The sequence below is a fragment of the Levilactobacillus senmaizukei DSM 21775 = NBRC 103853 genome, from assembly GCF_001592085.1.
GTDB classification, from domain to species: domain Bacteria; phylum Bacillota; class Bacilli; order Lactobacillales; family Lactobacillaceae; genus Levilactobacillus; species Levilactobacillus senmaizukei.
Genome location: NZ_BCWD01000020.1, coordinates 1 through 25,193, shown reverse-complemented (window position 1 = coordinate 25,193; position 25,193 = coordinate 1). Strand labels below are relative to the sequence as shown.

Genomic DNA, 25,193 nt, shown 5'->3' with positions numbered 1-25,193 from the left:
GACTTGGTAAAATGAACTAACTTAATCTTAGATAGGAAGGTGGACGCCTTGGACCGACGTCACGTGACGTTACCCATACCCGATCGCTAATACCCAGAAGCATTTATATTGAAAGGAAGATTTATTTATATGGCGCAAGAACCAGACTTAACCAGCTCTACCCCAACTGAAGCAGAAACCACTGACCCTGGACCCAGCCAGCCGCCGTTATGGCAGCGTTCGACTGAGTCCTTACTTGTCGATTATGCCACGGACCAAGAGTCCGGGTTGACGACCACCGAGGCCCAGAAGCGGCTCCGGCAAAATGGCCCGAATGAATTGACGGCGAAGAAGCAGTCCAACCTGCTACGGTTTCTGAAACAGTTTAACAACAGCATCATTTATATTTTGGCCGCCGCTGCTCTGATTACGTTTCTGATGCACCACTACTCCGATTCCATTGTTATTGGTTTGGTGATTGTGGCCAATGCTTTTATCGGGTATTTTCAGGAACGCTCAGCCGACAACGCACTGGACCGGATCAAGGCGTTACTAGTTTCCGAGGCCGTGGTCATTCGAGACGGTCAAAAGGTAACCCTGCCGGCGCGCGAGCTGGTGATCGGGGATATCGTACAGTTGGAAGCCGGGGATACGGTTCCCGCCGATCTACGACTCATCGATGCCGACAACTTGAAGATTCAAGAATCTGCATTGACCGGTGAAACCGACTCCGTGGAAAAGGGGGAAGATCCCTTATCTGTCGCGAACCTGGCGTTGGCCGAACGGACGAACCAAGCCTTTGCCTCCATGGCCGTGACCAATGGGTCCGGCCGGGGAATCGTGACGGTGACCGGTGCCCAAACCGAGATTGGTCACATCCAGCAAAACGTGGCCGAGGTTAAGCAACAGGCCACGCCATTGATGAAGAACCTGAACCGTTTGGGATTAGGTCTGTCGATTGCTATTTTGATTGCTGCAGTTCTGTTGTTCATCTTAGGGATGATTACCCACGTCTACAGTCTGCCCGTTCTACTGGTGGCTGTCATTACCATGGTCGTAGGTTCCATGCCCGAAGGCTTGCCAGCCAGTACGTCGGTGGTTCTGGCCATGGGGACCCAGCAGATGACCAAGCAAAATGTGATCGTGAAGACCCTGCCCGCCGTGGAGACTCTAGGGGCCGTGGATATCGTGAACACCGATAAGACGGGGACCTTAACCAAGAACGAAATGACGGTGACCGATGTTTTAACCGCCAAGGATACCTATACCGTGTCCGGGGTGGGTTATGATGCCACCGGCCAAGTCGAAACTGACGAGGGTCAGACGGTTGCCTGGCAAACCGACCCCGACCTGGAGTGGTTGGTGCAGATTGCCGGTCAGACCTCCGATGCCGAATTTCATGAAGAAGATGGGCAATGGGTGCTGACGGGTGAGCCAACCGATGGGGCGTTGACCGCGCTTTACCACAAACTAGTGGGGGCCGATCCAGCTCCGGTGGAAATCGATTCACGTCCATTTGATTCGGCGATTCGTTATTCGGCTCGACTGGTCGACCACGCTGGCCAGCGGTACCTGTTGGTTAAAGGGGCGCCACAGACATTGATGCAGAAGATGGCTGCGCAGGGCGAAACGATCGATCAAGCAGCCTGGCAAGAGCGATTATCGCAGCTGACCCGTCAAGGAAAGCGGGTCGTGGCCTTGGGCTATCAACCCGTTGCGGCCGAGGTCACCGAGGTTGATAATCTGGCGATTGGCCGCGACTTTCATCTAGCCGGGATGGCTGGGATCATTGATCCACCACGTCCGGGGGTGGCTGACGCCGTTCGCCAATTACGTTATGCCGGTATTAAAGTTAAAATGATTACGGGGGACGACCCCGAAACCGCCGCGGCGATTGCCCGGCAGTTAAATCTTTCGGAGCAGGCTAAAGCAATCACCGGGCCGGAGCTGGCAAAGCTGTCCGATGAAGAATTGACGGAACAGATTGACCGATATACGGTCTTTGCTCGAACGACACCTGCCGACAAGTTACGAATTGTGAAGGCCCAGCAACAACGGGGGCACGTGGTGTCCATGACGGGTGACGGGGTGAACGACGCGCCAGCGCTGAAGCAGGCCGATATTGGGGTGGCCATGGGGATTCGGGGAACCGACGTTGCCAAGGACTCCGCCGATATGGTCTTAGCCGATGATGACTTTACGTCAATCCTGGGTGCCGTCCGCGAGGGTCGCCACGTCTTCGACAATATTCGCAAGACGATTCGTTTCTTGTTACCAACCAGTTTTGCCGAGGGTCTGATTGTCGTGATGAGTATCCTGATGGACCAACCGTTACCGTTGTTTCCAACGCAATTGTTGTGGATCAACATGGTCTCGGCCCTGACGATTCAGTTTGCGTTTATCTTTGAGCCCGCCGAGAGTGGGATCATGCGTCGAGGACCCCGGGATGTCAGCCAGGGAATCCTGTCCAAGCTGGACATCTTTGAAATCACTTACGTGTCCCTATTAATCTCGGGACTCGGGATGATTGCCTACGATGTTCTGACGGCGCAGGGGCTGTCGGCCGTGGTCGGCAGTACCATGACGCTGAACGTGATTATCTTTGGGAAGGTCTTCTATCTATTTAATTTACAGAATGACCATCCGGTATTCTCGAAATACTTTTTCCGTAACAAGATGAGCTTCGTGATTGTGGGAATCCTGTTGATTCTACAGGCCGGCATTATTTATTGGCCCGCGATGCAGGGAGTTTTCCACACCACCGATGTAAACTTCCACTATGGTTGGGGAATTCCAATTGTCGCCGGAATCATCGTGTTATTGATTACCGAGCTGGCCAAGTGGATTCGTCATCGTTGGGATGCCAACACGATGAATCGTGAACGTCGTCGTTTCTAAAGGTAATGAGCTAAATCCCCGCGTGACACCGTTTAGGTGTGACGGGGGATTTTTATTTGCCGCGAATTATTCTAACCGTTAAGCATTTCACTGAACATTCGGTAGGGCCAAGATCGGCGGAGCCTCAGGGTGGTGAGTCCAGATAATTGAGTGGGATGAATATTTTAAACGTGAATTTTTAAAAAAGGTGGCCCTTAGCACCCGATAATCCTATACTGGAAACAAAGGGGGCGGAACATAAATATGTTGAAGAAAAGTTCCGATTGTACCGAAATTTTAATGGGTAAAGCCGCCAGTATGGATGGCTCCACGATTGTTGCGCGTAACGAGGATGGCTATGGGCCAGTAAATCCGATTAAGGTCGTCGCTCATCCAGCGACGGACCACAAGAACGCAACCTTTACGTCAGGTGTCACTGGCGTTACGGTCCCCTTACCCGATCATGCTTACCGCTACACGGGTACCCCACAAGCCGATCAAAGTGACGGCCTGTATGAAGAAGCCGGCATCAATGAATTGAATGTCGGGATGAGTGCCACCGAAACCACTGCCACGAATGCCCGGGTCTTGGGTTACGATCCACTGGTCGATGACGGGGTCAATGAAGAGGCCATGGTCACGTTAGTCTTGCCATATATCAAGACTGCCAAGGAAGGGGCCCAACGTTTGGGTGCCCTCTTGGAAAAATATGGGACGGGCGAATGTAATAGTATCGCTTTTAACGACCAAGATGAAATCTGGTATTTGGAAACGGCCGGTGGTCATCACTGGGCAGCCATGCGTTTACCAGACAACACCTACGCGGTGGCACCTAACCAAACGGTGATGGAAGAAGTCGATGTCAATGATACCGATAACTTCTTGGTGGCCACGGATTTGGTCGACTTCGTTAACCAAAATCATTTGAATCCCAAGCCGGGCACTTTTAATTTCCGGGATATCTTTGGGACCCACGATGAAAGCGATGCTTACTACAACACGCCCCGGACGTGGTATGGCCAAAAGATGTTTAACCCATCCATTACCGACCAAACCCCAACGGACCAAGATATGCCATTCGCTCGCGTACCCGAAAAGAAGATTGCGATCGAAGACGTTGAATTCTTCCTATCTTCACACTACAATGGCACGCCATACGATCCATTTGGGACGTTTGCCTCAGGTTCTGCCGATGATCAGAAGAAGTATCGGTCAATTGCGATGGACCGGAATCAATGTTCCTCGATCCTGCAAATTCGCAACGATGTGCCGGCCGACCATGCAGCGATCCAATGGATTGCGATGGGCTTCTTCGCCTATGCTCCTTACGTGCCCTTCTTTACCAACATCAACGACACGCCAGAAGATTACAAGAACACGACGATGACGGTTTCCGTCGACAACGTATACTGGTTATCGAAGACACTGTCCGTGATGATTGAGCCGCATTTCCACGAATTCGTAGCGACCATCAACGCCTATCGCGAAGGCTGCCAATCGTATGCACGGCAACGGGTTGCGGCTACGGATGCCGGAGTTACCGGCGATGTGACGGATTACTTGACCAAGAGTAATGCTGAAACAGCCGGTGAGGTTTCGCGCCGGACTCATGGGTTATTTGATGAATTAGTTAAGCAAGGACTCCTGCTTTCTGCCACGACTTGGGAGAAGGGTCAAAACCTTTAGTCTGTTGGGCAGAACACAATTTTGGGGGAGGAACAAACTCATGAAATGGGTCAAACTACTATTAGGGAGTAGTCTTGGGCTGTTACTGTGGGGCACGGGGACCACGGCTCAGGCTGCGAAAAGGATGCAGATTCCCGCGTACCCCAAACAACGGTTATTTACGGCGAAGCACTTGCGAACCAAGGTCTACAGTTATCCACGAGGTTTGCACGCAAACAGTCGTTATTTGGGGAAGATGATGAGTACTAAGAAGAAATGGACCGTCGACAAGGTCGTAAAGGTCCATGGCAAACGGTACGTGCGTATCACGGCGGCCGTTCAGTTCCCGCTTCAACATGGGAACGTACTCAGAAGCTATCCCCAAGCAACGGCAATTGATGGCGGTTATGTGGCGCTGAGCAAGCTGAAGAGTCATCCGCAGATTAGCCGCATGCCGATGATACCGCGGACACCGTATTTTGAGGCCCGGCTGACCAGTGACTTCTGGTGGATGCCGTATGGCACGGTCGGCAGTAATTACGCCGACCATTATGGAACGACCTATGGTTACCGGACGATCTATGCTATTCAGTCGTTAACCACGGTTAAGGGCAAGCAGTACCTCTTGTTTGAGAATACCAAGGGTGAAGTCTTGGGCTGGCTGCCCAAGAGTGTGGTCGTCAAGGGCCAGTACCCCGATCTGATGCAACGTGAGCTCACGCGGGATACCCCGGTGGCCGCGGAATCGACCAAGATCCACGTCTTGGATAGTGGTCGGCACGTCAAGATTGGCATTGCCAAGACCGCCAGTCAGCTGCAACGGGTGGTCCTGTTGGATCAAGACAGTCAAACCACGGTTTACGACTATCAAGATGGTCGGGCGGTTAAGAAGACGGTCCGCAGTGCGGATGGCCGACTCAAGTCGTCACGGGCGTTGAAGCCAACCGGCACGATCAAGTTTGATTTGCAGGCCGACTACGATATCAGTGGGAAAATTTACGCGGGCACGATTGATGCTCACGGCAAGATTTCCATTCCTTACATGAGTGGCTGGATTGCTTAAAATTGAATTTGATGAGCGTTGTGGTTGTTAAGACCACAACGCTTTTTGATTAATAATAATTGGACTCGCTGATGATGGTGGACTTTAATTTGTTTGCTAAGCAAACTGGACCAGTAATTCATGTTTTTGGTGTCTAACCAGCTAGAATGTCCCATAGAGCCAAGGGAAACCCGACCCTCGACTTGGTTTTGCTCAGCTTTAATAATTAAAACGGATAATGTCGCGCGACTACCATCAGCGAAAGACAATTCGTGGCTGGGTCAGTGAGGCTTCCACTAGTTGGAAGCCTTTTTGTTAGGTCCTGAGAAGGGAGAATTGTATTCGGACGACTAGACCAATTTTTCGCGATGGTCGTTAATTTAGCGTAAGTTAATGGATCGATACCCATCATATTGCGAGACCAATTGGGGCCTTTTTAGAAAAACAGGTTAATCTAGCGCTATTTTTTGTTATAATGGCTAACATGTTATAAATTTTATGGATAAGAGGGATCGTATGGGATTTGAGGAAAACACTGATGGGAAGTGGCAAGGATGACGCAGGGACATCATTTACGAGGAATCATGTTGGCCAGTGTGGCCTGTATGCTTTGGGGTATCTCTGGCGTTGCCGCCAGCAGTCTTTTCGCCATGAACCCGGACGTTTCTCCGCTCTGGCTGACGCAGGTTCGGATGATTATTGCCGGGATTATCCTGCTCATCATGGCTCAGGGAGTGGGGGCCCAACCCCTGCAACTCTGGCAGAATAAGTATACGGCCACACGAATTGTGAGCTACGCCCTACTGGGGATGGTCCCCGTTCAGCTTTGTTATTTTGAAGCCGTGAAGTATGGTAACGCGCCGGTTGCAACGATTATCCAATTCTTGGGGCCCTTCATTATTAGCCTCTATTACTTGGTCTTCAAGCGCACCAAACCAACGCGTTCGGAAGCAATTGGCATGGTGGTAGCCTTTGTCGGGACACTACTAATTGTGACGCATGGACATCTAAACAGTTTGGCCATTTCACCGGCTGTACTGATCTGGGGACTCCTATCCGCAGTTGGGGTGGCAACGAACACGCTGATTCCCCGGCCTTTATTGACAAAGTTTGGGTCATTGTCGGTCACCGGTTGGGGGTTACTGGTGGCGGGGGTCTGTCTGAATGTGGTCAAACCCTTGTGGCAAGTTCATTTGACCCTTGATTGGGCACAGATTAGTATGCTCGGGATTATCATTATTTTTGGGACGGTCATTCCATTTCAAATGTTTGCGCACAGCCTAGGATATATTCTGCCAACAGAGGCCTCGTTACTGGATGCCTTTGAGCCGCTGGCAGCCACGGTATTTTCCGTGTTATTTTTAAGCGTGCAGTTGACGGGATTTGACCTGTTTGGTGGCGCGCTCATCATCTTTGCTGTCATGATTCTCTCATTGGATGCCCAGACGTTGGCGGTCTTGTTGCATCGTCGGCATTCACGGAATACAGATTAAGACTAAGTCAAACGAAAATCCCCCTGAACTCTCACATGAGTTCAGGGGGATTTATTATCTAATTGGTATGATTAACTTCTATTCTGCGATCGGCTTGATCTTCAGGGACATCGCATTAATGGCGACGATAATGGTACTCAGGGACATGATAACCGCCCCAACCATTGGGTCGAGCATGAAGCCAATCGGCGCCAGAACGCCGGCGGCCAAAGGAATGGCTAACAGGTTGTAGCCAGCCCCCCACCAGAGGTTTTCGGTCATCTTCCGGTTGGTGGCCCGAGCCAGGTCAAGGAATTGGATGACGTCGGCCGGGTCGCTGGCAACCAGGATGATGTCGGCGGATTCGATGGCCACATCGGTCCCAGATCCAATGGCCATTCCAATGTCAGCCCGTGCCAGACTTGGCGCATCGTTAACGCCATCACCGATGAAGAGTACCTTGCCATCGGCTTGGTACTTTTGTACGAGGCGTTCCTTGTCTTCAGGTAAGAGGTGTGCTTGGACGTCGTCAATTCCAACGGCCGCGGCGACCTTGTTGGCCGTTTCTTGGTTGTCACCGGTTAACATGACCGGCGTGATACCTTGGGACTTAAGCGACGTGACTAACATTTTGGCTGCGGGCTTGATTTCATCGCCTTCGGCTACGAGACCCAAGACTTTTTCGCCGGCTACCAAGAAACTAATCGAGTTGCCTTCAGCGGCAAAGGTCTTGAATTGGTCATGGTCGTAGTCTAAGTTGTGTTGGTCAAGGTAGGCTACGGAGACGACCCCATAAGTGGTCCCATCGATATCACCGAATTGACCTAACCCAGTCTCTTGATGCGTGTCGGTTGCTGGGGTAAAGTGAATGGCCTTACCCTTGGCATCGCTCAAGATCCCGGTCGCCAGTGGGTGGCTAGATCCACTTTCGAGGCCGGCCATCAGGGCCAACACGTCATCGTCGGAGTGATCGGCGTCGAGGCTGATTAAGTGGTTCACTTGGAAGTGACCCTTGGTTAAGGTGCCCGTCTTGTCCATCAAGGCGAACTTTAAGTGGTTAACTTGTTCCATGGCGTCCCGGTTCCGAATTAGCAACCCGTTTTGGGCGGCTAACGCAGTGCTCCGAGCAACGACCAGGGGAACGGCCAAGCCCAATGCGTGTGGGCAGGCGATAACGAAGACCGCCACGGCCACCGGTAAGGCAACGGCCAGGTTGGCCACAACCATCCAGATAATGAAGGCGAGAATCCCCGCGAATAGGGCGGCGTAGAACAACCAGCCGGCAACCCGGTTGGCCAAGTTTTCGGATTTGGACTTAGAGTTCTTGGCGTTTTGAATCAGATCCATCACCTTGGCCAGGTAGCCGGAGTCCCCGGTTCCTGTGACCTTAGCGGTGAAGGTCCCGGTACCGTTAACGGAACCACCAATGACGTCGTCACCTTCGGCCTTCTTAATGGCCTTGGATTCACCAGTGACTAGGGATTCGTTGACGTCGGACGTCCCGCTAATGATCTTGGCATCGGCGGGAATTTGTTCCCCGGCGCGAACAGCCACAGTTTGGCCCACTTGCAGGTCGCTCAGTTGGACATCGGTAGCCGTGCCATCATCGGCGATGACATGGGCGGTTTGTGGTAACAACTTGCCCAGGGCATCGACGGCGGACCCGGCATTCATCACGGTATTCATTTCAATCCAGTGGCCCAGTAACATGATGACGATCAAGGTGGATAATTCCCAGAAGAAGTTATTCACCATCGGGGTCACGTGGAAGACATCGTTGGCAATCACCGCATAGATACTGTAGATGTAGGCCACACTGATGCCCATTGAGATCAGGGTCATCATAGCGGGCCGCTTCAATTGAAGTTCTGCCTTGGCACCACTGATAAAGGGCATGCCACCGTAGAAGAAGAGAATTGACCCTAAGATAGCCACGACCCAGTCGCTACCCGGGAAGGCGATCTGAAAAGGCAGCTTGACGCCCATCATTGGGGACATCAGAATGACCGGAATCGTGAGAATTAAACTGACCCAAAACTTACGCTTCAAGTTTCCCATGTGCATCATGTGACCATCACCCATGTCCATATCCATGTGGGTCATGTCCATATTACTCATATCCATATCACCGTGGTCTCCGTCGCCAGCGGCCATCTTCATGTTGGCCATATCGTCATGGTCCATCTTCATGTTTGAATCCATCTTGTTATGATTCATTTCGCTGGCATTCATAACTAGCAGCTCCTTTCGCAGTCCTCCGGTAGGCAATCACAGGCAACCATGGTTGGAGCCGTAGGAAGTTTCTGTTGTAAGACATCGATTAAATTTTCTACGTCATCGTGGCTCAGTTCGAGTTGATCGAGGACGTGGGCCAAACTGGTTCCGCGGTGCATCGCACACATCTGATTCAGTTCGGAGATGAGGGCGGTATCCATCGCACTTTGTTCGTCAATCAAGGGGGTGTAGATAAATTGGCGACCATTCTTGGTAGTAGCCAATGCGCCCTTTTTGACGAGACGACCAATTAAGGTTTTGATGGTGGCAGGTTTCCAGTCGTGTTGTTGTTCGAGTAAATCGATAATGGTGCGGCTGTCGGCTTCTTTTAAAGTCCAGACAATCCGCATAACACGCCATTCAGCATCTGAAATGGTTATAGCTAATTCGGTTGTGGCCATGGTTATCGGCTCCTTCGTTTACGATTGTAATCTCTTTAGGATTAAACTGAGTTTACATCCGTAAACGAAAGAAGTCAAGCCAGTGGTCGGGCTTTTTTACAATTAGAATAATAAGAGATTAAAATTTGCGCAAGTTTGATTAATTTTGCCCCAAGTGACGGGGCTTTTTGTATAATAGGTTAAGTTAATTAGGCGTAAGTTAAGGTTGCTTATGCGAAAGGAGCGTCAATGCTTGTGGTCGATTTAAAACGTTGGGTGTGGCGGGGCCTATTATTAGGCTTCATGGCCGCCTTCTTAGGTGGAGGGGTTACCGCTCACGCTGATACGAATACAGTGACGAAGGTCCCGGCGCGGTCGGCCTATGTCATGGATGCCCAAAGTGGCCAGGTGCTTTATCAGCAGAATGCCGATCGGCGTTATCCCATTGCCTCACTATCAAAGTTGATGACTGTTTACCTGACGGTTAAGGCAATTAATGATGGCAAGATTGGCTGGGATGACCAGGTCACCATGTCCGAGGACCTCCTTAAATTGAGTCATAGTTATGCGTATTCCTCGCTTCGAATGAAGAGTGGGGATCAATTCACGGTTCGCCAATTGGTTGAGGCGGCCATGATTGCTTCATCAAATAGTGCCGCAACGGCACTGGGTGAATATGTGGCGGGGAGTAACGCCGATTTCATCAAGCTTATGAATCAGCAGAGTGCTGATTGGGGGATTGAAGCCCACTTCATTAGTTCTTCGGGATTGGATAACACCGATTTGAAGGATTACAACTTGGTCTTGCCGAACACGGGCAAGAAGGAAGAAAACTTGGTTTCGGCTAAGGCAATCACGATTGTTGCCCAACATTTGTTGGCTGCCGATCCGCAAATTACGCAGACATCGAATCGAACGGAAGCAACGATTAATGGCACCAAGATCTATAACGAAAATAGTTGTCTAAAGGGTAAAAGCCAGTATAAGAAGGAAAGTCAGATTGACGGTCTAAAGACCGGGTTTACGGAAAGCGCCAAGCTTTGCTATACCGCGACCTATAAGGTTAACGGCCAGCGCATGATTGCGACGATTGTCGGTGGTGATACGACCTTTTCGGCTATGAATAAATTGATTAAGCAGACGAAGCAAGCCTATCAATTGGAGACGACCCCGTTGACCAGTCAACGGATCGCGTTAGCCAATGGGTTAGCGACGACGGTTTCGGCCGCCCCCATTACTGGGCAGGCCGGGGTGTGGTATCAGAATCAGGCAGCCAGTCTAACGACGAAGGTTGAAACGAAGCTGACACCAGCTCAGTTGGCATCAGGTACCGTTGATGCCGGGGAACCCGTGGCGCAAGCCACGGTTACCGACGCGACGACGGGTGCTAAGCAGCGAATCACGTATCGGGCGCAACAAACAGCAACCTTGTTTGCTGACCGCGTGGTCTTTGCGGTACAAAATAGTGCCGATCAACTGCTTAAGGCTCTCAGCCAACCGGTGGTCAATGTTTTGAGTAAATAGGTAAGTTAAGTTAACGAAAAGACCCCAATTCACCGACCATCGTGGTCGGTGAATTGGGGTATTTTTTGGACTTAATCGACAGATTGTAGGGCATCGAGCATATTAATTCTTTTAAGCTTGCGATGCATAATGGCCATGACTAATAGGCTAAAAGCCAAGGTTAACAGCGCCGAGTAAACGTAACTAATCGGATGAATTCCGGGCGAGAACATCAGGTTGTTGGTTTCTGCCGTAGTTAAGATATAGTGATGGAGCCAGTTGCCAAAGAAACACCCGACAATGATCCCCAGTACGGTCAGGATCAAATTTTCCCGAAAGATATACATCGTGACTTCGCGGTCGTAGAATCCCAGGACCTTAATGGTTGAGAGCTCACGAATCCGTTCAGATACGTTGATGTTGGTCAGGTTGTACAGAACGACGAGGGCGAGGGCACCGGCAGCCACCACGAAAATGATCACCACCAGATTCATGGTATCGAGCATTTGGAAGTTGGTTTGCTTCTCGGTACTGAGCAAGGTGACGTTCAACAATCCCTTGTGCTTCAGCAGGTTGTTGGCGAACGCATCCTGTTGGCGCTTAGCATGGTGGTTAAACTGCACCAGGTTGCCATTGAACACGGGCTTGCCCCGGAAGACTTGGCGGTAGTAGGTTGGCGACAGATAGATAAAGTGGTTCACATAATTTTCGGCGACGGCGGCGATCCGCACGCTCTTTAACGGTTGATTACCGAGCTTGACGGGCAACCGGTCGCCGGCTTTGACGCCGTACAATTTGGCTAACTTTTCGTCGATGATGGCGCCGTGATTTCCAAGGGCTTGTCGTCGATGGGTTTTGCGGTCACGCAAAACGACGAACTGTTTGAGCCGATCGGGGTGTTGTGGCACACTCAATGAAGCCGTTTGGTTGGCGACGCCAGCCTTTTGCACGGTGACCTGAGACTGCTTCAAGACGAGGTCGTCTCGGTAAAGGGCCTCATGGTGTAGCGCTTGCTGTTGAGCAGCGGTTTGGCGACCAGTGCGGACCACGATCGCGTCGTAATGCCAGAGCTGATTGAACTGCTTCACGCTGATGTCACCAATCGAGTCCTTGAGGCCGAATCCCGTAATCATCATGGCCATACAACCGGCGATGCCGAGGACGGTCATCAGGAGTCGCTGTTTGTAGCGAAAGAGATTTCGCAACGTGACCTTGTGGTTGAAGCTGAGACGATTCCAGAGCGTGTGCCAGTGTTCCAACCATAACGTCTTACCGGCTTTGGGGGCCTTCGGCAACATCAAGGTTGCCGGTAAGCTGGTCAGGTCGACCCGTAAGGCAACCAGAGCGCTCCCAATGGTACAAGCGAGGGCAATCACCAGGGCAATCAGGATATCCGACCAGATGTATTGAACGTGAATGGCTGGTAGATTATACATATTGCCATAAGCCTGGGCGATGAATTGCGGGAAGAAGTTGACGCCAAAGGCAACGCCCAGCAGGGTGCCAATGAGACTCGCCAAGCCACCGTAGAACAGAAATTCACTACCGATAGCGGCGTTGCTGTAACCCAGTGCCTTCAGGGTCCCCATTTGAATCCGCAGCTCGGCCACCATTCGGGTCATGGTCGTTAGGCAAATTAAGGCCGCAATCGCAATAAAAAACAGTGGAAAGACGGTGGAAAGGGCTACGACCCGCTGAGTATTCTCATGATATTCACTATACCCAGGATTTGCCGAACGGCCGGTGACCAGGTAGTTGGGTTGGTCAATCGTGGCAATCTTGGCCTGGGCCTGTTTTATCCTAGTCTGAGCTTGTTGCAAAATTGGCGAACTGCTCGGAAGCTGTTGCCTAAGTAGGTTGACCTTTTGTTGTTCAGGAGCCAACTGCTGGCGAGCCTGGCGTTGTAACTGTTGCTGGCGCTTGGCGGCCTGGGGCCTAAACCAGTGTTTCAGCTTGGCCGTGTTGGTCTTAGACCGGCGATTATAGGCTGCAGTATAGGGCGTCACGCCCTTCAGATTGTCAAAGGCCACATCTACGCGACTGTAAAGTGACTGCTTCAACGTCCCAGGTTTGACGAGGGCAAAGTAGTCCAGGGTGCCTTTACCAACGGTGGTGACACCCCGATCTGTGGTTTCCAAGTAACGGGGCGAGTTGACGAAACCGACGATTTTAAATTGACGGCGCGTAAACTGGCGGTTGAAGCCCTTAGTCGTCGCGATTCGATAGGTGCCCCCCAGCCGTAACCTTGGTTGCAGAGTGCGAGCCTGTTGGTCCAAGACAATTTCGTTGGCTCGCTTGGGCAGGCGGCCACTGACAACTTTGACGCGGTTTAAGCGCTGGTGTGTGGGGATCTCTGCTACCCGAACCACCCGGTTGTTGTTCAGCTGGTTGATGTCCACGGACTTGGTAGCTTGCCAGGTCAGATTGTGGTCGTGTTGTTTGAGAATTTTTAGGTCGGCCGGGGTGATCCCCGCTGTCGATTGTACCGTTTGGGTGGCTAGTCGTTGCTTAGCATAGTAATTCGTGGCGGCTTGCAGCATATCCGGTCCGCTGGCCCGGATACCGGTATAAAAGGCGACCCCCATGAAGATGATTAGCATAATAGAAATGAAGCGAGCCTTCGAATGGCGAATTTCCCGAAATAACATCTTTAAGTAGACTTTAGTCATCCCGATCACCTACCATTTAATGTCGGCAATGGGCGTTGGCTGATCATTACGCCGGACCGATTGAACGCGGGCATCATTGATATGGATAATCAGGTCACCCATTTCGGCAATAGCACTGTTGTGGGTCACAATAATGACGGTCATATGGGTTTTTCGGGCCCCATCCTGGATGACCTGCAGCACCTGCTTGCCGGTTTGATAGTCGAGGGCGCCAGTGGGCTCATCACAGAGGAGCAACTTGGGATTCTTCGCGACGGCCCGGGCAATGGCCACCCGTTGTTGTTCACCACCAGAGAGTTGAGCCGGAAAGTTGCCCGCCCGGTTGGTCAGTCCCACTAAGGCCAGGGTTTCATCAACGTCGTGAGCGTCACTGGTAATTTGCGAGGCCAGTTCAACATTTTCTTTGGCCGTTAGATTTGGTACCAGGTTGTAGAATTGAAAAATAAAGCCGACGTCTTGGCGTCGATAGGTGGTGAGCTGTTTAGCAGTGAGTTGGGCGATGTCCTGGCCATCGATGATGACTTGGCCACTGGTTGGACTATCCATACCGCCCAAGATGTTCAACAGGGTCGACTTGCCGGCACCACTGGGCCCGAGGATGGTAACCACGTCACCCCGTTCAACATCGAACGAGATATCATGGTTGGCGATAGTTTCCTGATCGCCTTGTTTGAAACGCCGAAATTCATTTTTTACGGTTATGTAGGCCATATTCAGGGCTCCTGTTCTTATGAATTGAATTAGGTTAATTGTAGGCGGAACCACGATTGAACGCAATCGGAAACGGTTACAATTCCTGAATTGGGGCAAACAAGATGTTTGGGTTGCCTTCGAGTGGGCCTAAGGTCGTATACTAGTCCACATGATGTTTAAAGGAGGATGGTTATGCCAACAATTACGGATACATTTGACTTGAACAATGGGCTAAGGATGCCCAAGGTCGGTTTTGGTACTTGGCAAACGCGACCGGGTCAGGAGACCTACGATGCCATCAGCAAGGCTCTGAAGGCCGGCTATCGGTTCATCGATACCGCTGCGGCCTATGGCAACGAGGCGAGTGTCGGCGAAGCCATCGCCGATAGTGACGTGGCTCGGGAGGATATCTTTGTGCAGACCAAGCTTCCCGGCGAGACTAAGGATTATGAGGGCACCCTGGCGGACTTCGACCGGAGTCTGGCAGAGTTAAAACTTGATTATGTTGACTCTTATATTATCCACGCGCCATGGCCATGGAACCAAATGGGCGCCAACTATGACACTGAAAATCGTGACGTTTGGCGGGCAATGCAAGCCATCTATCACGGTGGCCGGGCCAAGGCCGTTGGTCTTTCTAACTTCAATTCGCACGATATCGAAAATCTGCTGAGTTGGGATGGTCTGACAGTCAAACCAACGGTCGATCAGATTCAGTACTACGTCGGTCATACTCAAGCCTCGATTGTTGAGACGGCTAAGGCCAATCAGATCTTGGTTCAGGCTTACTCACCATTGGCTACCGGTGGCCTAGTCGATAGTCCGGAGTTGGAACGAGTCGCCAGTAATTATGGGGTTTCGATTCCGCAGTTAGCGCTGCGATTTATCGTCCAGAATGACATTGCGCCGCTACCTAAAGCGCGATCAATGGCCCACGTGGAAGCCAATACCCAACTTGATTTTGCAATCAATGCCAAGGACATGGCGTTTCTCAGCCGCCTTAATGATGCTAACGGCTGGCATCCAGTTGGTGATTAATTTAGCGTTAAAAAAGGAATCGTCCTCATCCATTAATCGGATAGGGACGATTCCTTTTGCATTTTGCGAAAAAATCAGGTTAAATTTCGTTAGTAAGGGTAAGGGCGGCTGAACATCCGGCCAGGTCCAGGCCCCGCAGAATTGATGGATATAAATCTGGTTAAACCAGCCTTGACCCGCAGCCTTGCCAGGTTAAATACGTATCGCGATCCAGCACTAATAGACTTCGATGTTTAAAAAATTGCGGGAAATTACCAGTAATAAAGTTACACATGTAATTCAAGGGAATGAGGGACTTTCGGCCAACCGGTTGATCTCGAAGGTACAAAACCGTGATCTATCACAAGAAAAAAGCCCAGCGGTTCTAGTCACAAAGGCTAACTTATGCGGATGGGGATGATCACCAAGAATAACGGTGCAAGTTATGGACGATCTAAATGAAGCCGGAGAAGCTTTGACTACCGATCCTTTTGATGAAATCGATGCGAGCTTTATTTAAAGTTTCAGATAGAGTGGGTTATCAATCAACTTTAAGGAGCTTTGATCATAACGCGGAATTTACCAAGTTACGTACAAATAAAGGAGATTAGTACGCATGAACTATGTCTTTGATGTTGATGGAACGCTGAGCTTTAATGGGACAAGGATTGAACCGGATATTATTGCAAGCATAAAAGAGCTAGAAAGAATGGGTAATCAAATCATCTTCGCCTCTGCGCGGCCCATAAGAGATCTAGTACCAATCATTCCAGCATTTCAACATAATCTGTTAATTGGTGGCAACGGCGCGATAGTTTCCAAGGCAGACGCGATAGAGGTGATGTCGCCGATTTCTGACAATGATTTTAACTATTTGAAGCGGTTAATGAAGACCTATAATTTGGAACATATCGTGGATGGAAAATGGAATTATTCAGCACAAGTTTCTTCGGAAAATACCATTATTAGGCAACTTGATCCCGATGGATTAGCAAAGAATATCCCGATTGAAGGAATATCAAACCCGATTAAAGTCATTCTTTTAGGAATAGACGAGCAACGAATGTCACTGATTACCAATATGATCAGGGCAAATACCGAGTTAGAACTAGTCGAACATGTTGGTGAAAGAAATCTAGACATGACCGCAAAAGGCATCAATAAGAGTCGTACATTAGACTTGCTAGGTATCGATCAATATATTGCGTTTGGTAATGATATGAATGATATAAAAATGCTGTCGGGGGCTATAAAAAGTTTTTGGGTTAAAAGTAAACCTGATTTATCAGCACAAGCATCAACTTTCGACGCTATTTTAGAACCAGATCAAGTATCATCGGCAATTCAGAGTCTGTGTATTTAGTCTTCACAAGGTTTGACCAAACAAGCTTTTAACAAGTTTTCGTGTCTTGCGTCCAGAATAATTCGGATGAATGATCGGCTATACTGGTGGGTTGCCTGGAGGTAGATGATCCTATCATTAAAATGGTCATCCAAACTTCTAAGCGGTATGAGTCCGCTATCCTACCGGGGTCATGCCGCTTAGTGTTGGTTGGGAAAATAAGAAAAAAAGAAGTGACCACCTGAATTAGATTTTCCCAATTCAGGTGGTCACTTCACGACTAGATTATGCGCGGTTTGGTACCCGTGCCCCGCGGGTGTCGGTAATTATTTAAAGGTGCTATTCGTATAATCCTCGACGGTTCCCGTCTTGGCGCTGGCGTTGATCCGGCCGGTCAACTTGACTTGGTCGCCGGTCTTCATCAGGACGGCCTTAGGATAATCCGCCGATCCCACGGTCCAGAGGGTATCGTGGCCCTTGAGGGCGAACAACACATTCTGGTTATTACCGTTGGGGATGACGACCATTCGTTCCACGGTTCCCTTGACCTTGGTAATCTTGGAGTTGGTGGTGGAACTAGCCGTTGACCCGGCAGTTGCGAGTTGCACTCGATATTGGTCGAGGGCCTGCGTTGCCGTGGTGGCATACGCTTTCACACTTTGATCGGCCGCCTTGATGTAGGCGTAGCTGCGGAAGGCACCGGTTGAGTCTAAGAGGGATACGACCCAGGTTGGGGTGCCATCGATGTTGTACATGATAGGCATGGTGGCCGACCATTTCTGGGCGACGTATTCCTTCTCGGCAATCTTCTTGGCCCCATCGCTATCCATGACCCCGATATTCTTGCCGGTGTAGTAGGTCAATTCGCCGGTTCGGGCATTGATCATGGAGTAGCCCATGGTGGAGTCGGCGCTGGTCTTAGGTGAGGTGAAGTCGTTGAAGTAAGAAATGTTTCCGTGCTTGTCGACTACCGGAGTCACCCCATCCTCAGTCCCGTTGCTGTTGGGTTCCTTGACGCCGGTTTTATTGAAGTGAGCGTTGAAATAGCCATGACCATACCAGCCGAAGATATCATTCATTTCGGCGGCGGTCGACGAGGCGATTGATTCGTTAATAAAGGCTGGCGCCTTCGCTGCGGCGTATAGATTGGTTGCGCCGGTCTTGGCGTTTAGGACGACCACGTGCAGGGTCCGGTAGTTGATTCTGCTGGAAACACCGCGGGCCTTGTAGACGGTTTGAATGAAGTAGGGGTCGCCGTTATCCTTGATTTCCAACTGCGGCTGACCCTCCTGGACCCAACTGGGAAAACGATTGTAAATGACCCGTTGGGCATCGTCCATCAGGTAAGCACTCGGAGTGTATTTCATGGATTGCTTCACGAAATGGGGTTCGGCGTTCACGTTAGTGGCGTCAATGATGAAGTATCCCGGTGTGGCCCGGGCCCGTTGCCATCGCCAGAATCCGTCGAATTCAACCGGTGCGATGTAAACGGTCTTCCCCTTGACCACCTGAGTTTGTAGATCGCCGAGACGGTAATAGGAGGTATTGGGCACGGTACTCATCGCCTTGTTCATCTTGTTGCGCACCGTTTTCGGCGCAATGGCAATGGGGGTCGCGTCCTTATCCAACAAGGGTGCCGCCTTGGTCGTTTTGATTTTTAAGGAATTGTAAACGGGCTTGACCCCAAAGCGGGTCTGGGCGGCACCAAAGGCACTCGTGACGAAGAGCAGCCCCAAGATGAGAGCGGCAACGTTCAGCCCACGATTATTGCTGTGAAAGTGAGGCCGATGGGTTTCGTCCGGCCCCTCGATGGTGACCTTGGGACTACTGAAGGCCAGAAACGGTAGGTAGACCAAGCCACTGACGGCATTGATGATAATTAAATTGAAGAGGGCCTTGCTGGGCAAGCTGACGAAGACCGTTAGCAGGGCGATGAGATAGAAGACCATATAGACGCCAATGAGTAATTTGGCGTGGCTCGGACGCTGAATCACACCCATAATGACCATGATAAAGGCGGTGAGCGTACAGAAGAAGGCAACAAGTAACATAGATTAAACCCTTTCTTGGTTAGTCTTGGTTTCCGATATAGCTCTAGTTTAGCGTACTTAGGCGGTTAGCGATAGGGCGGGCAAGGTGCGGGGGGGTAAAACGGATAAAAAAAGAGGCGGTGACGTTAGTCACCGCCTCGAATGCATTTACTTAATGATTATTTGATAACGACCTTAGTCTTCGTTGGAACGTGGTTGTAGAACCAGATGGCATCGGAGACGGTTAAGCGGATGCAACCGTGGCTGGCACGGTGCCCGAGTTTGCGGCCTTCAGAGGCCAGGTATTGGCCGTGACCACCGGTTGGAACGGAGTGAAAGAGGTAAGTCCCGTGACCCTTGAAGGACTTCCAGTAACGAGCGCCGCCACCAATCGAGGCATTGTAGAAGGACTTACCCTTGTTTTGGATGTGGAACGTTCCCTTAGGGGTTGGCGTCCGCTTCTTACCGGTAGAGCATTTCATGGTGTACAGCACCGTTTTTCCACTGCGAATGTAGACCCGTTGCTTGGCAATTGACACCCGAATGTTAACCTTTTTATGTTTCTTCAGGTTAGGATAAGGCTTCTTTTCGGACGGCTTCTTCCAGGCAGGGGTTTTCTTCTTAGCTTTTTTGGTGGTCTTGGCCATCACCGTTGTTGGTTGCAGAACATAGTTGGCCGTAACAATTCCACCAAACAACCCTAAAGCGGATAAGAGCGTGATCACGAGTAACTTCGTCTTCTTCATGTGAATTCCTCCTCGGTAACTGGTTTCATTTTATTAGTCGTGAGGGAAGGTGTCAACGGGGATAACTGTGTTTGGTCTAAATTATTATTTAATTAATTGGCCGGACCAAAAAAAGGCCCAACCAGTTGGCCAGACCCACGTTAATTCAAATGACTAGTGACGGAACATAAATATTCCTCGGACGATTTCCGCCCCGATTAACAAGATCATAACAACCCAGGAAGTTAAAGCAAGAACACCCGTCATAACCAGGACCTCCTATTCGTGTTGACTCACGTTCATTGTACGATGAATGCCGTCATTACACAATGGAAAACGGTTTCAAATTCAGGACAAATTGGCGAATATTATTGATTGGTGACCTGAATCAGATCCGCAAAGGTGGTGGTACTCATTCCCGGCGTGATCCGCAATCGCGAGAGGTGGTAGCGGCCCTGTTTCATCTGGGCGAAGCCTTCCGTCGTGGTCAGGGCTAATTGATAACCGGTCGCCTTGGCCAGTCGCCGGGTAGTGGCATTGTTGCGCCCGGCGGGGTAGCAGAGCATTGTGGTGGATTGCTTGAGATGACGGTTAAGCCACACCTTTGAGTTAATCATCTCCTGGCGCTGTTGGGTAGCCGACAGGCTGGATAGATCCAGGTGTTGCACGGTGTGACTAGCAAAGTCTACTCGACCGGTGGCCTGCATCTGCTTCATCTCGGCTAATGACAGGTGGTTTTTCTTATGCGTGAACCCCGTGATTACGTTGATGGTTGCGTGGAGCTTGGTCGGTTCGAGTACCGGTAGCATGTGAGTTAGATTATCCTTGTAGGCATCATCCAACGTGACCCAGACGACCTTCTTTTGTGGGATCTGGTTGGTCGTCAAAGCCCGAATAGCCTCGGCGGTTGTCAGTGTGCGGTAATGATGGTCCTTTAGGTAGGCCATTTCTGCCGCAAATTGTTGCTTAGGCACGCGTAGTTGGTTACCCGATGAGATACTGTGATACATCAAGATTGGCAGTTTCAAGGGCTGCTTGAGTTTGATCCAGGGCTTAGCTGTCCGGACTTTCTTAGGTGTGGCCGACTTCTCCTTGATTTGGTTATGTTGGGCCGGTCGGCTCCGTTCATTGGTTGTGAGGGGGTGTGTTAGGAAAGCCAGACCCCCCAAAGTTACCAGGACAATTCCTAGTAGACTGATCATCCACCATTTTCGTCGCATATTTAATTCCCCCAAGGATTAAAGTGATCGCCTTTATGGCCAAATACACCCATTGTCATAAAGGTTCATTTGATTATTAGTATAGTGGGGTTAACTTAAAAATGCACTAATTTAATCAGCTCGTTGAGCTAACCGTCGATAATAGTCGATCGAGCCGGGTTCCAGGTGGAGGGCCTGAATGACGTCATGGTCGGATTGTTGGGGATGATGTCGGAGATAGTTAATTAAGTAGCCTTGGAGCAAAACCGATGGGCTGAGACTGAAGTCAGTGATGGCCTCATCGGGTCGCAAATATTTGTGGAGCCCAGGCAAGGTTAGGTGGGGATCATTGGCGTGGCGCTGCTTTAAGAACCAATCGCGGCATTGGAAGCGATCCTGCAAGGGGCCCACGAAGACCTGAAAGTCGGCCAGAAATTGACGTTCGGTTGCCGGCCAGTCATGAGTCGTCAGGTTGGCCGTGAAGTCGGGCTTGAGGCAGGTTTGAATGGCATAACCATGGCTAATCAGTAGCAGCGTGAGTCGGGTATACCAGTGAAGACGGTCGTTGGCCAGCCAGTCCGTTAGTTGGTCAGGCCAGTGGTAGTTAATGGGTCGTGCGGCCTGTTGCGGCTTACTCTTGATGTCGAGGGTGGGAAGATACGGGGTCCAGTTGTGAGAGAAGAGAAATTTAAAGTAGACGTTGAGGTGGGACAGTATTTTATTATAGGTTTGATTTTGAACCTGGCGAGCCGTGAGGAGCATGCTTAGATATTGTTCGACATCCGGTGTTTGTAGTTGATTGATCCGGTGGTCCCGTTGGTAGGTGGCGTTGAAGTGTTCCAGATAGTTGCAGAAATCTTTGAGGGTAGCGTTGTACTCGGCCACCGTGGCCTGGGCGATGTCGCGGGCTTCCAGGTCGCGGACAAAGGCGGTTTGGTAAGGATAGTCTTGTGACATGAGAGTCATCCCTTCGCGAGTTTTTAAAAATGTTACTTTAACCAGACATCATCAGTCACAGTATAGCACGGGTCGTTCAGATTAATTTCACGGTTAGCGCTTCTAAAAGTTTGTCGAGCAAACAAACCGATAAATGGTCCTCGCCAAAATCACCGGGCTAACTAATTTTTTCAGCGGTTAGATGACAAATTTTACAAATCAGCGAAATAAAGAAAAAACGTTGTTTCGACGGGATAAACATTATATGATAGGGATAATCATCGGCAGAATTTCAATCACCGGAAAGGGTTACTGATGAGTGCGTCTGAGATCTTTGATTAGTAAATTCTCGTAACAAATATCAATAATATTAATAATCGCGACTTGAAAACTTGTGTCACTGCCGGTAGGGGGAGCTTGACCAGTCAATAGTTACTGGTTTTATAAAGAGAAGGAGTAATGAACAATGGATCAATCGTACACGCGAATGACTCGCGAAATTTTACGGGGTCGGCGTGCGGGTAAACGGCGTTATATCACCGGATTTGATGGTATTCGGACGTTAGCCGTTTTGGGGGTCATCATCTATCATTTGGCACCATCGACACTTCAAGGTGGGTACCTAGGCGTGCCGATCTTCTTCGTGGTGTCGGGTTATCTGATTACATATCTGCTCATTCAAGAGTGGGATACTACCCACAGTATTAATATCCTGAGTTTTTATGGTCGACGACTGAAGCGACTGTATCCGGCTTTGGTCACGATGTTGTTGGGCACCACCGCCTATATTACATTATTTCAGCAAAGCCTATTGGTTAACATCCGTAAGACGGTGCTGACAAATCTAATTTATGGGTATAATTGGTTTGAAATCGGCCATGGCCAGTCATACTTTGACCGCTTCAGTGGGGAGTCACCGTTCACGCATCTCTGGTCACTTTCAATTGAAGGTCAATTCTATCTCGTGTGGCCGCTGGCCGTCTTGGGCTTGTTGCTGATCTTTCGTAAGCGTGCGCGGGCGGTTTTCCCATTGCTGGCGCTGGCCATCGTGTCGGCCCTAGCCATGGCGTTTCTGTACGATCCTAAGAATCCCAACCGAGTTTATTATGGGACCGACACCCGGATGTTTGCGATTCTGGTGGGGGCGGCGATCGCTTTCGTCTGGCCCGCTCATCGTCTGAATGCCAACATTGAACCGGCCCAACGCTGGTTCCTGGATGGTGTTGGTGGGGCCTCGTTAATCACGTTGGTCTGGATGTTCTTCACCATGAATGGTCAAGCAGCATTAACCTACAAGGGCGGCATGTTTTGGTTCACCGTTCTGGCGGGCATCTTGGTGGCTACCGTGGCCCATCCCGGTAGCGATATGAATCGGATTCTTTCGAACCCCGTCTTTAGTTACGTGGGTCAACGTAGCTACGGGATCTATCTTTACCAATTCCCCGTGATGATCTTTTATGAAGCCCGAGTGAATATTGGCAATCATCCACTGTTTCATGCCCTGGTTGAAGTTTGCTTAATCATGGTTGTGACGGAACTTAGTTACCGTTGGATTGAAAATCCGATGCGACATTATCAGTACGGTCAGTTAACCAATGACGTCCGGGCTTACCTGCAACAACCCGGCGCTCATCGGTTAGCTAGCAGTTTGGGTGTCGTTGCAGCCCTCCTGTTTGGACTGACCGCCGTTGGTTTTGTCCAACAACCAGCGGGTGCCAAGCCCACAGCGCTGCAACGGACCATCACTGAACGTCAAGCCGCAACGAAGAAGAAGAATGCCGCGGCCATTAAGAAACAAAAGGCGTTAGATGCGGCTTCTTCGAAACGAAAGCATGAAAAGGTGGCCTTCTCGAAGTTATCGAAGAAGGACCAAAAGACGGCCAAAAAGTATTTCTTGACCGCCGATGAACTGGAAAATAGTAAACAAACCGCATTGACGGCGGTCGGGGACTCCGTGCTCCTGGACGATTCTGGCGCCCTGCAGGAGGTCTTTCCGGGGGCCATCGTGGATGGGGCCGTCGGTCGACAGGCCAATGCGCTACCGGGGGTTATTAATGGTTTAGCCCAACGGGGGCAGTTAGCTAAAACGGTTCTGGTCAACATTGGGACCAATGGCTACGTGACGCCTGATCAAGCCGATCAAATCGTTCATGCTATCGGGCCTAAGCGCGAAATCTTTTGGGTAACGGCCCACGTTCCAACGCGGGAATGGCAGAACTCAGTGAATACACGGATTACCAAGACGGCGAAGAAATATGCAAATGTTCATGTGGTGGACTGGCATGCGGCCGCCAAGGGCCACAGTGACTGGTTTATCAACGATCATGTGCATCCAAACGATCATGGTAATCGGTACTACACGTCATTAATTGCCAAGGCGATTGCCAAAGAAAATCAATAATGTTACCAGCTCAATCGTTGTGGTTACACCGATTGGGCTTTTTTGTTGGACAATTAATTTTGACCCGTAACGTTAGTTGAAATAATTTACCACGGCGGGCAACTTTTTTATGGTTTTAGGGATAAATGGGGGCGTTAATGAGCCCGCAAAATTTTGATCATGTTATGATATCTTCGAATTCAGGGATGAGTTCATCACATTAATCTACGGGGGGTAATTGTTATGATGAAAAAAGTTGCTATGATTGCTGCGGCTGCAGCTATGGTATTACCATTGGGGATTGGCACGATTGCACCTATGGATGCTGGCGTAACTGCATTTGCCGCGACTAAAGCCGCCGCTAAAGCGGTCACTTACAATTTGATTAGTAGCAAATCACTTAAAAAGACCGCTTATCATGTTAAGAGTGGTAAACCGGCCCTCTACAATGCTAAATTCGCTGCGGACAAGGCTAAAGTTACCTTGACTAAGAAGGGTTCCTTAGCGGGTGGCGCGACTTATTATGCAACCAAGAAGATTGTGATTAAGGCCAATGGCAAGAACGTTAGCCGGGTTTACGTCACTTCTGCTAACGGCAAGGTAAAGGGCTGGGTAGCTCTGTCAACCTTGACTGCGGGTAAGTTCATGGCGGCCGATGGTAACAAGAAGGGGAACAGCTTTACCTTGGTCAGCGCTGCTAACATTAAGAAGAGCGCTTATCATTTCAAGAGCGGTGACCCGGTTTACTATGCCGGCAAATTCGCTGCTGACAAGTCCAAAGTTTCTTTAGTTAAGAAGGGCAAGTTGGCCAACAGCAAGACCTACTATGCAACTAAGAAGATCACCATTAAGAAGGCCAAGAAGAACGTTAAGTACCTCTACGTTACGAGTGGCAAGATTAAGGGCTGGGTCTTAGCATCACACTTGACTGCGGGCAAGTTCATGGCCGCTGACTAAACATCCCACATCGGATTAATGTAGAGCCCGGAAGATCCTGCTTCCGGGCTTTT

Annotated in this window: 17 protein-coding genes; 9 read left to right on the top strand and 8 right to left on the bottom strand. The window is 50.2% G+C overall.

What is annotated here, in order from left to right:
* The first annotated feature begins 129 nt into the window (after positions 1 to 129).
* The 4 genes from LSE01S_RS07995 (at position 130) to LSE01S_RS07980 (ending at position 7,056) form a co-directional block, all read left to right on the top strand.
* Positions 130 to 2,877: an HAD-IC family P-type ATPase gene (locus LSE01S_RS07995; RefSeq protein WP_061777114.1), complete on the top strand. Its 2,748-nt coding sequence runs from the start codon at positions 130 to 132 to the stop codon at positions 2,875 to 2,877.
* Between the two features lie 246 nt (positions 2,878 to 3,123).
* Positions 3,124 to 4,542, top strand: a complete 1,419-nt coding sequence (locus LSE01S_RS07990) for a C69 family dipeptidase (RefSeq protein WP_156470500.1) — start codon at positions 3,124 to 3,126, stop codon at positions 4,540 to 4,542.
* Between the two features lie 40 nt (positions 4,543 to 4,582).
* Complete coding sequence (locus tag LSE01S_RS07985; RefSeq protein ID WP_061777112.1) at positions 4,583 to 5,584, top strand: hypothetical protein; 1,002 nt, start codon at positions 4,583 to 4,585, stop codon at positions 5,582 to 5,584.
* Between the two features lie 533 nt (positions 5,585 to 6,117).
* Positions 6,118 to 7,056, top strand: a complete 939-nt coding sequence (locus LSE01S_RS07980) for a DMT family transporter (protein WP_061777111.1) — start codon at positions 6,118 to 6,120, stop codon at positions 7,054 to 7,056.
* Positions 7,057 to 7,134: 78 nt separating this feature from the next.
* Here the strand turns inward: LSE01S_RS07980 and LSE01S_RS07975 are convergent, their stop codons facing one another.
* On the bottom strand, positions 7,135 to 9,153 hold the full coding sequence (locus LSE01S_RS07975; protein ID WP_420843300.1) for a heavy metal translocating P-type ATPase: 2,019 nt from the start codon (positions 9,151 to 9,153) through the stop codon (positions 7,135 to 7,137).
* 116 nt (positions 9,154 to 9,269) lie between these two features.
* A complete protein-coding gene (locus LSE01S_RS07970; protein WP_061777110.1) occupies positions 9,270 to 9,710 on the bottom strand; it encodes a CopY/TcrY family copper transport repressor in 441 nt (146 codons plus the stop codon).
* 234 nt (positions 9,711 to 9,944) lie between these two features.
* Between LSE01S_RS07970 and LSE01S_RS07965 the strand changes: the two genes are divergently transcribed.
* Complete coding sequence (locus LSE01S_RS07965) at positions 9,945 to 11,213, top strand: D-alanyl-D-alanine carboxypeptidase family protein (RefSeq protein WP_156470497.1); 1,269 nt, start codon at positions 9,945 to 9,947, stop codon at positions 11,211 to 11,213.
* A gap of 71 nt (positions 11,214 to 11,284) precedes the next feature.
* Here LSE01S_RS07965 and LSE01S_RS07960 read toward each other — a convergent pair whose 3' ends face one another.
* On the bottom strand, positions 11,285 to 13,861 hold the full coding sequence (locus LSE01S_RS07960; RefSeq protein WP_082622374.1) for an ABC transporter permease: 2,577 nt from the start codon (positions 13,859 to 13,861) through the stop codon (positions 11,285 to 11,287).
* 9 nt (positions 13,862 to 13,870) lie between these two features.
* The gene (locus LSE01S_RS07955) at positions 13,871 to 14,572 is read right to left on the bottom strand and encodes an ABC transporter ATP-binding protein (protein ID WP_061777107.1); all 702 of its coding nucleotides are present in this window, start codon (positions 14,570 to 14,572) and stop codon (positions 13,871 to 13,873) included.
* 174 nt (positions 14,573 to 14,746) lie between these two features.
* On the opposite strand from LSE01S_RS07955, the gene LSE01S_RS07950 reads away from it, so the two are divergent.
* Both LSE01S_RS07950 and LSE01S_RS07945 read left to right on the top strand, forming a co-directional pair.
* Positions 14,747 to 15,592 (top strand): aldo/keto reductase, encoded by an 846-nt coding sequence (locus LSE01S_RS07950; RefSeq protein ID WP_061777106.1) that lies wholly within the window; start codon positions 14,747 to 14,749, stop codon positions 15,590 to 15,592.
* 595 nt (positions 15,593 to 16,187) lie between these two features.
* Positions 16,188 to 16,934 carry an HAD hydrolase family protein gene (locus LSE01S_RS07945; RefSeq protein WP_061777105.1) on the top strand — a complete coding sequence of 249 codons (747 nt, stop codon included), beginning with the start codon at positions 16,188 to 16,190 and terminating at the stop codon, positions 16,932 to 16,934.
* A gap of 305 nt (positions 16,935 to 17,239) precedes the next feature.
* On the opposite strand, the gene LSE01S_RS07940 is transcribed toward LSE01S_RS07945, so the two are convergent.
* The 4 genes from LSE01S_RS07940 to LSE01S_RS07925 all read right to left on the bottom strand — a co-directional run bounded on the left by LSE01S_RS07940 (position 17,240) and on the right by LSE01S_RS07925 (position 21,824).
* Positions 17,240 to 18,964 carry a hypothetical protein gene (locus tag LSE01S_RS07940; protein WP_061777104.1) on the bottom strand — a complete coding sequence of 575 codons (1,725 nt, stop codon included), beginning with the start codon at positions 18,962 to 18,964 and terminating at the stop codon, positions 17,240 to 17,242.
* Between the two features lie 158 nt (positions 18,965 to 19,122).
* Positions 19,123 to 19,689, bottom strand: coding sequence for a L,D-transpeptidase (locus LSE01S_RS07935; RefSeq protein WP_061777103.1), 567 nt, complete (start codon positions 19,687 to 19,689; stop codon positions 19,123 to 19,125).
* A gap of 347 nt (positions 19,690 to 20,036) precedes the next feature.
* Positions 20,037 to 20,888 (bottom strand): polysaccharide deacetylase family protein, encoded by an 852-nt coding sequence (locus LSE01S_RS07930; RefSeq protein WP_061777102.1) that lies wholly within the window; start codon positions 20,886 to 20,888, stop codon positions 20,037 to 20,039.
* 111 nt (positions 20,889 to 20,999) lie between these two features.
* A complete protein-coding gene (locus LSE01S_RS07925) occupies positions 21,000 to 21,824 on the bottom strand; it encodes a site-specific integrase (protein ID WP_061777101.1) in 825 nt (274 codons plus the stop codon).
* Positions 21,825 to 22,269: 445 nt separating this feature from the next.
* On the opposite strand from LSE01S_RS07925, the gene LSE01S_RS07920 reads away from it, so the two are divergent.
* Together LSE01S_RS07920 and LSE01S_RS07915 are read left to right on the top strand one after the other, a co-directional pair.
* A complete protein-coding gene (locus LSE01S_RS07920; RefSeq protein ID WP_061777100.1) occupies positions 22,270 to 24,204 on the top strand; it encodes an acyltransferase family protein in 1,935 nt (644 codons plus the stop codon).
* Between the two features lie 222 nt (positions 24,205 to 24,426).
* Positions 24,427 to 25,140 carry a hypothetical protein gene (locus LSE01S_RS07915; RefSeq protein ID WP_061777099.1) on the top strand — a complete coding sequence of 238 codons (714 nt, stop codon included), beginning with the start codon at positions 24,427 to 24,429 and terminating at the stop codon, positions 25,138 to 25,140.
* The last annotated feature ends 53 nt before the right edge of the window (positions 25,141 to 25,193 follow it).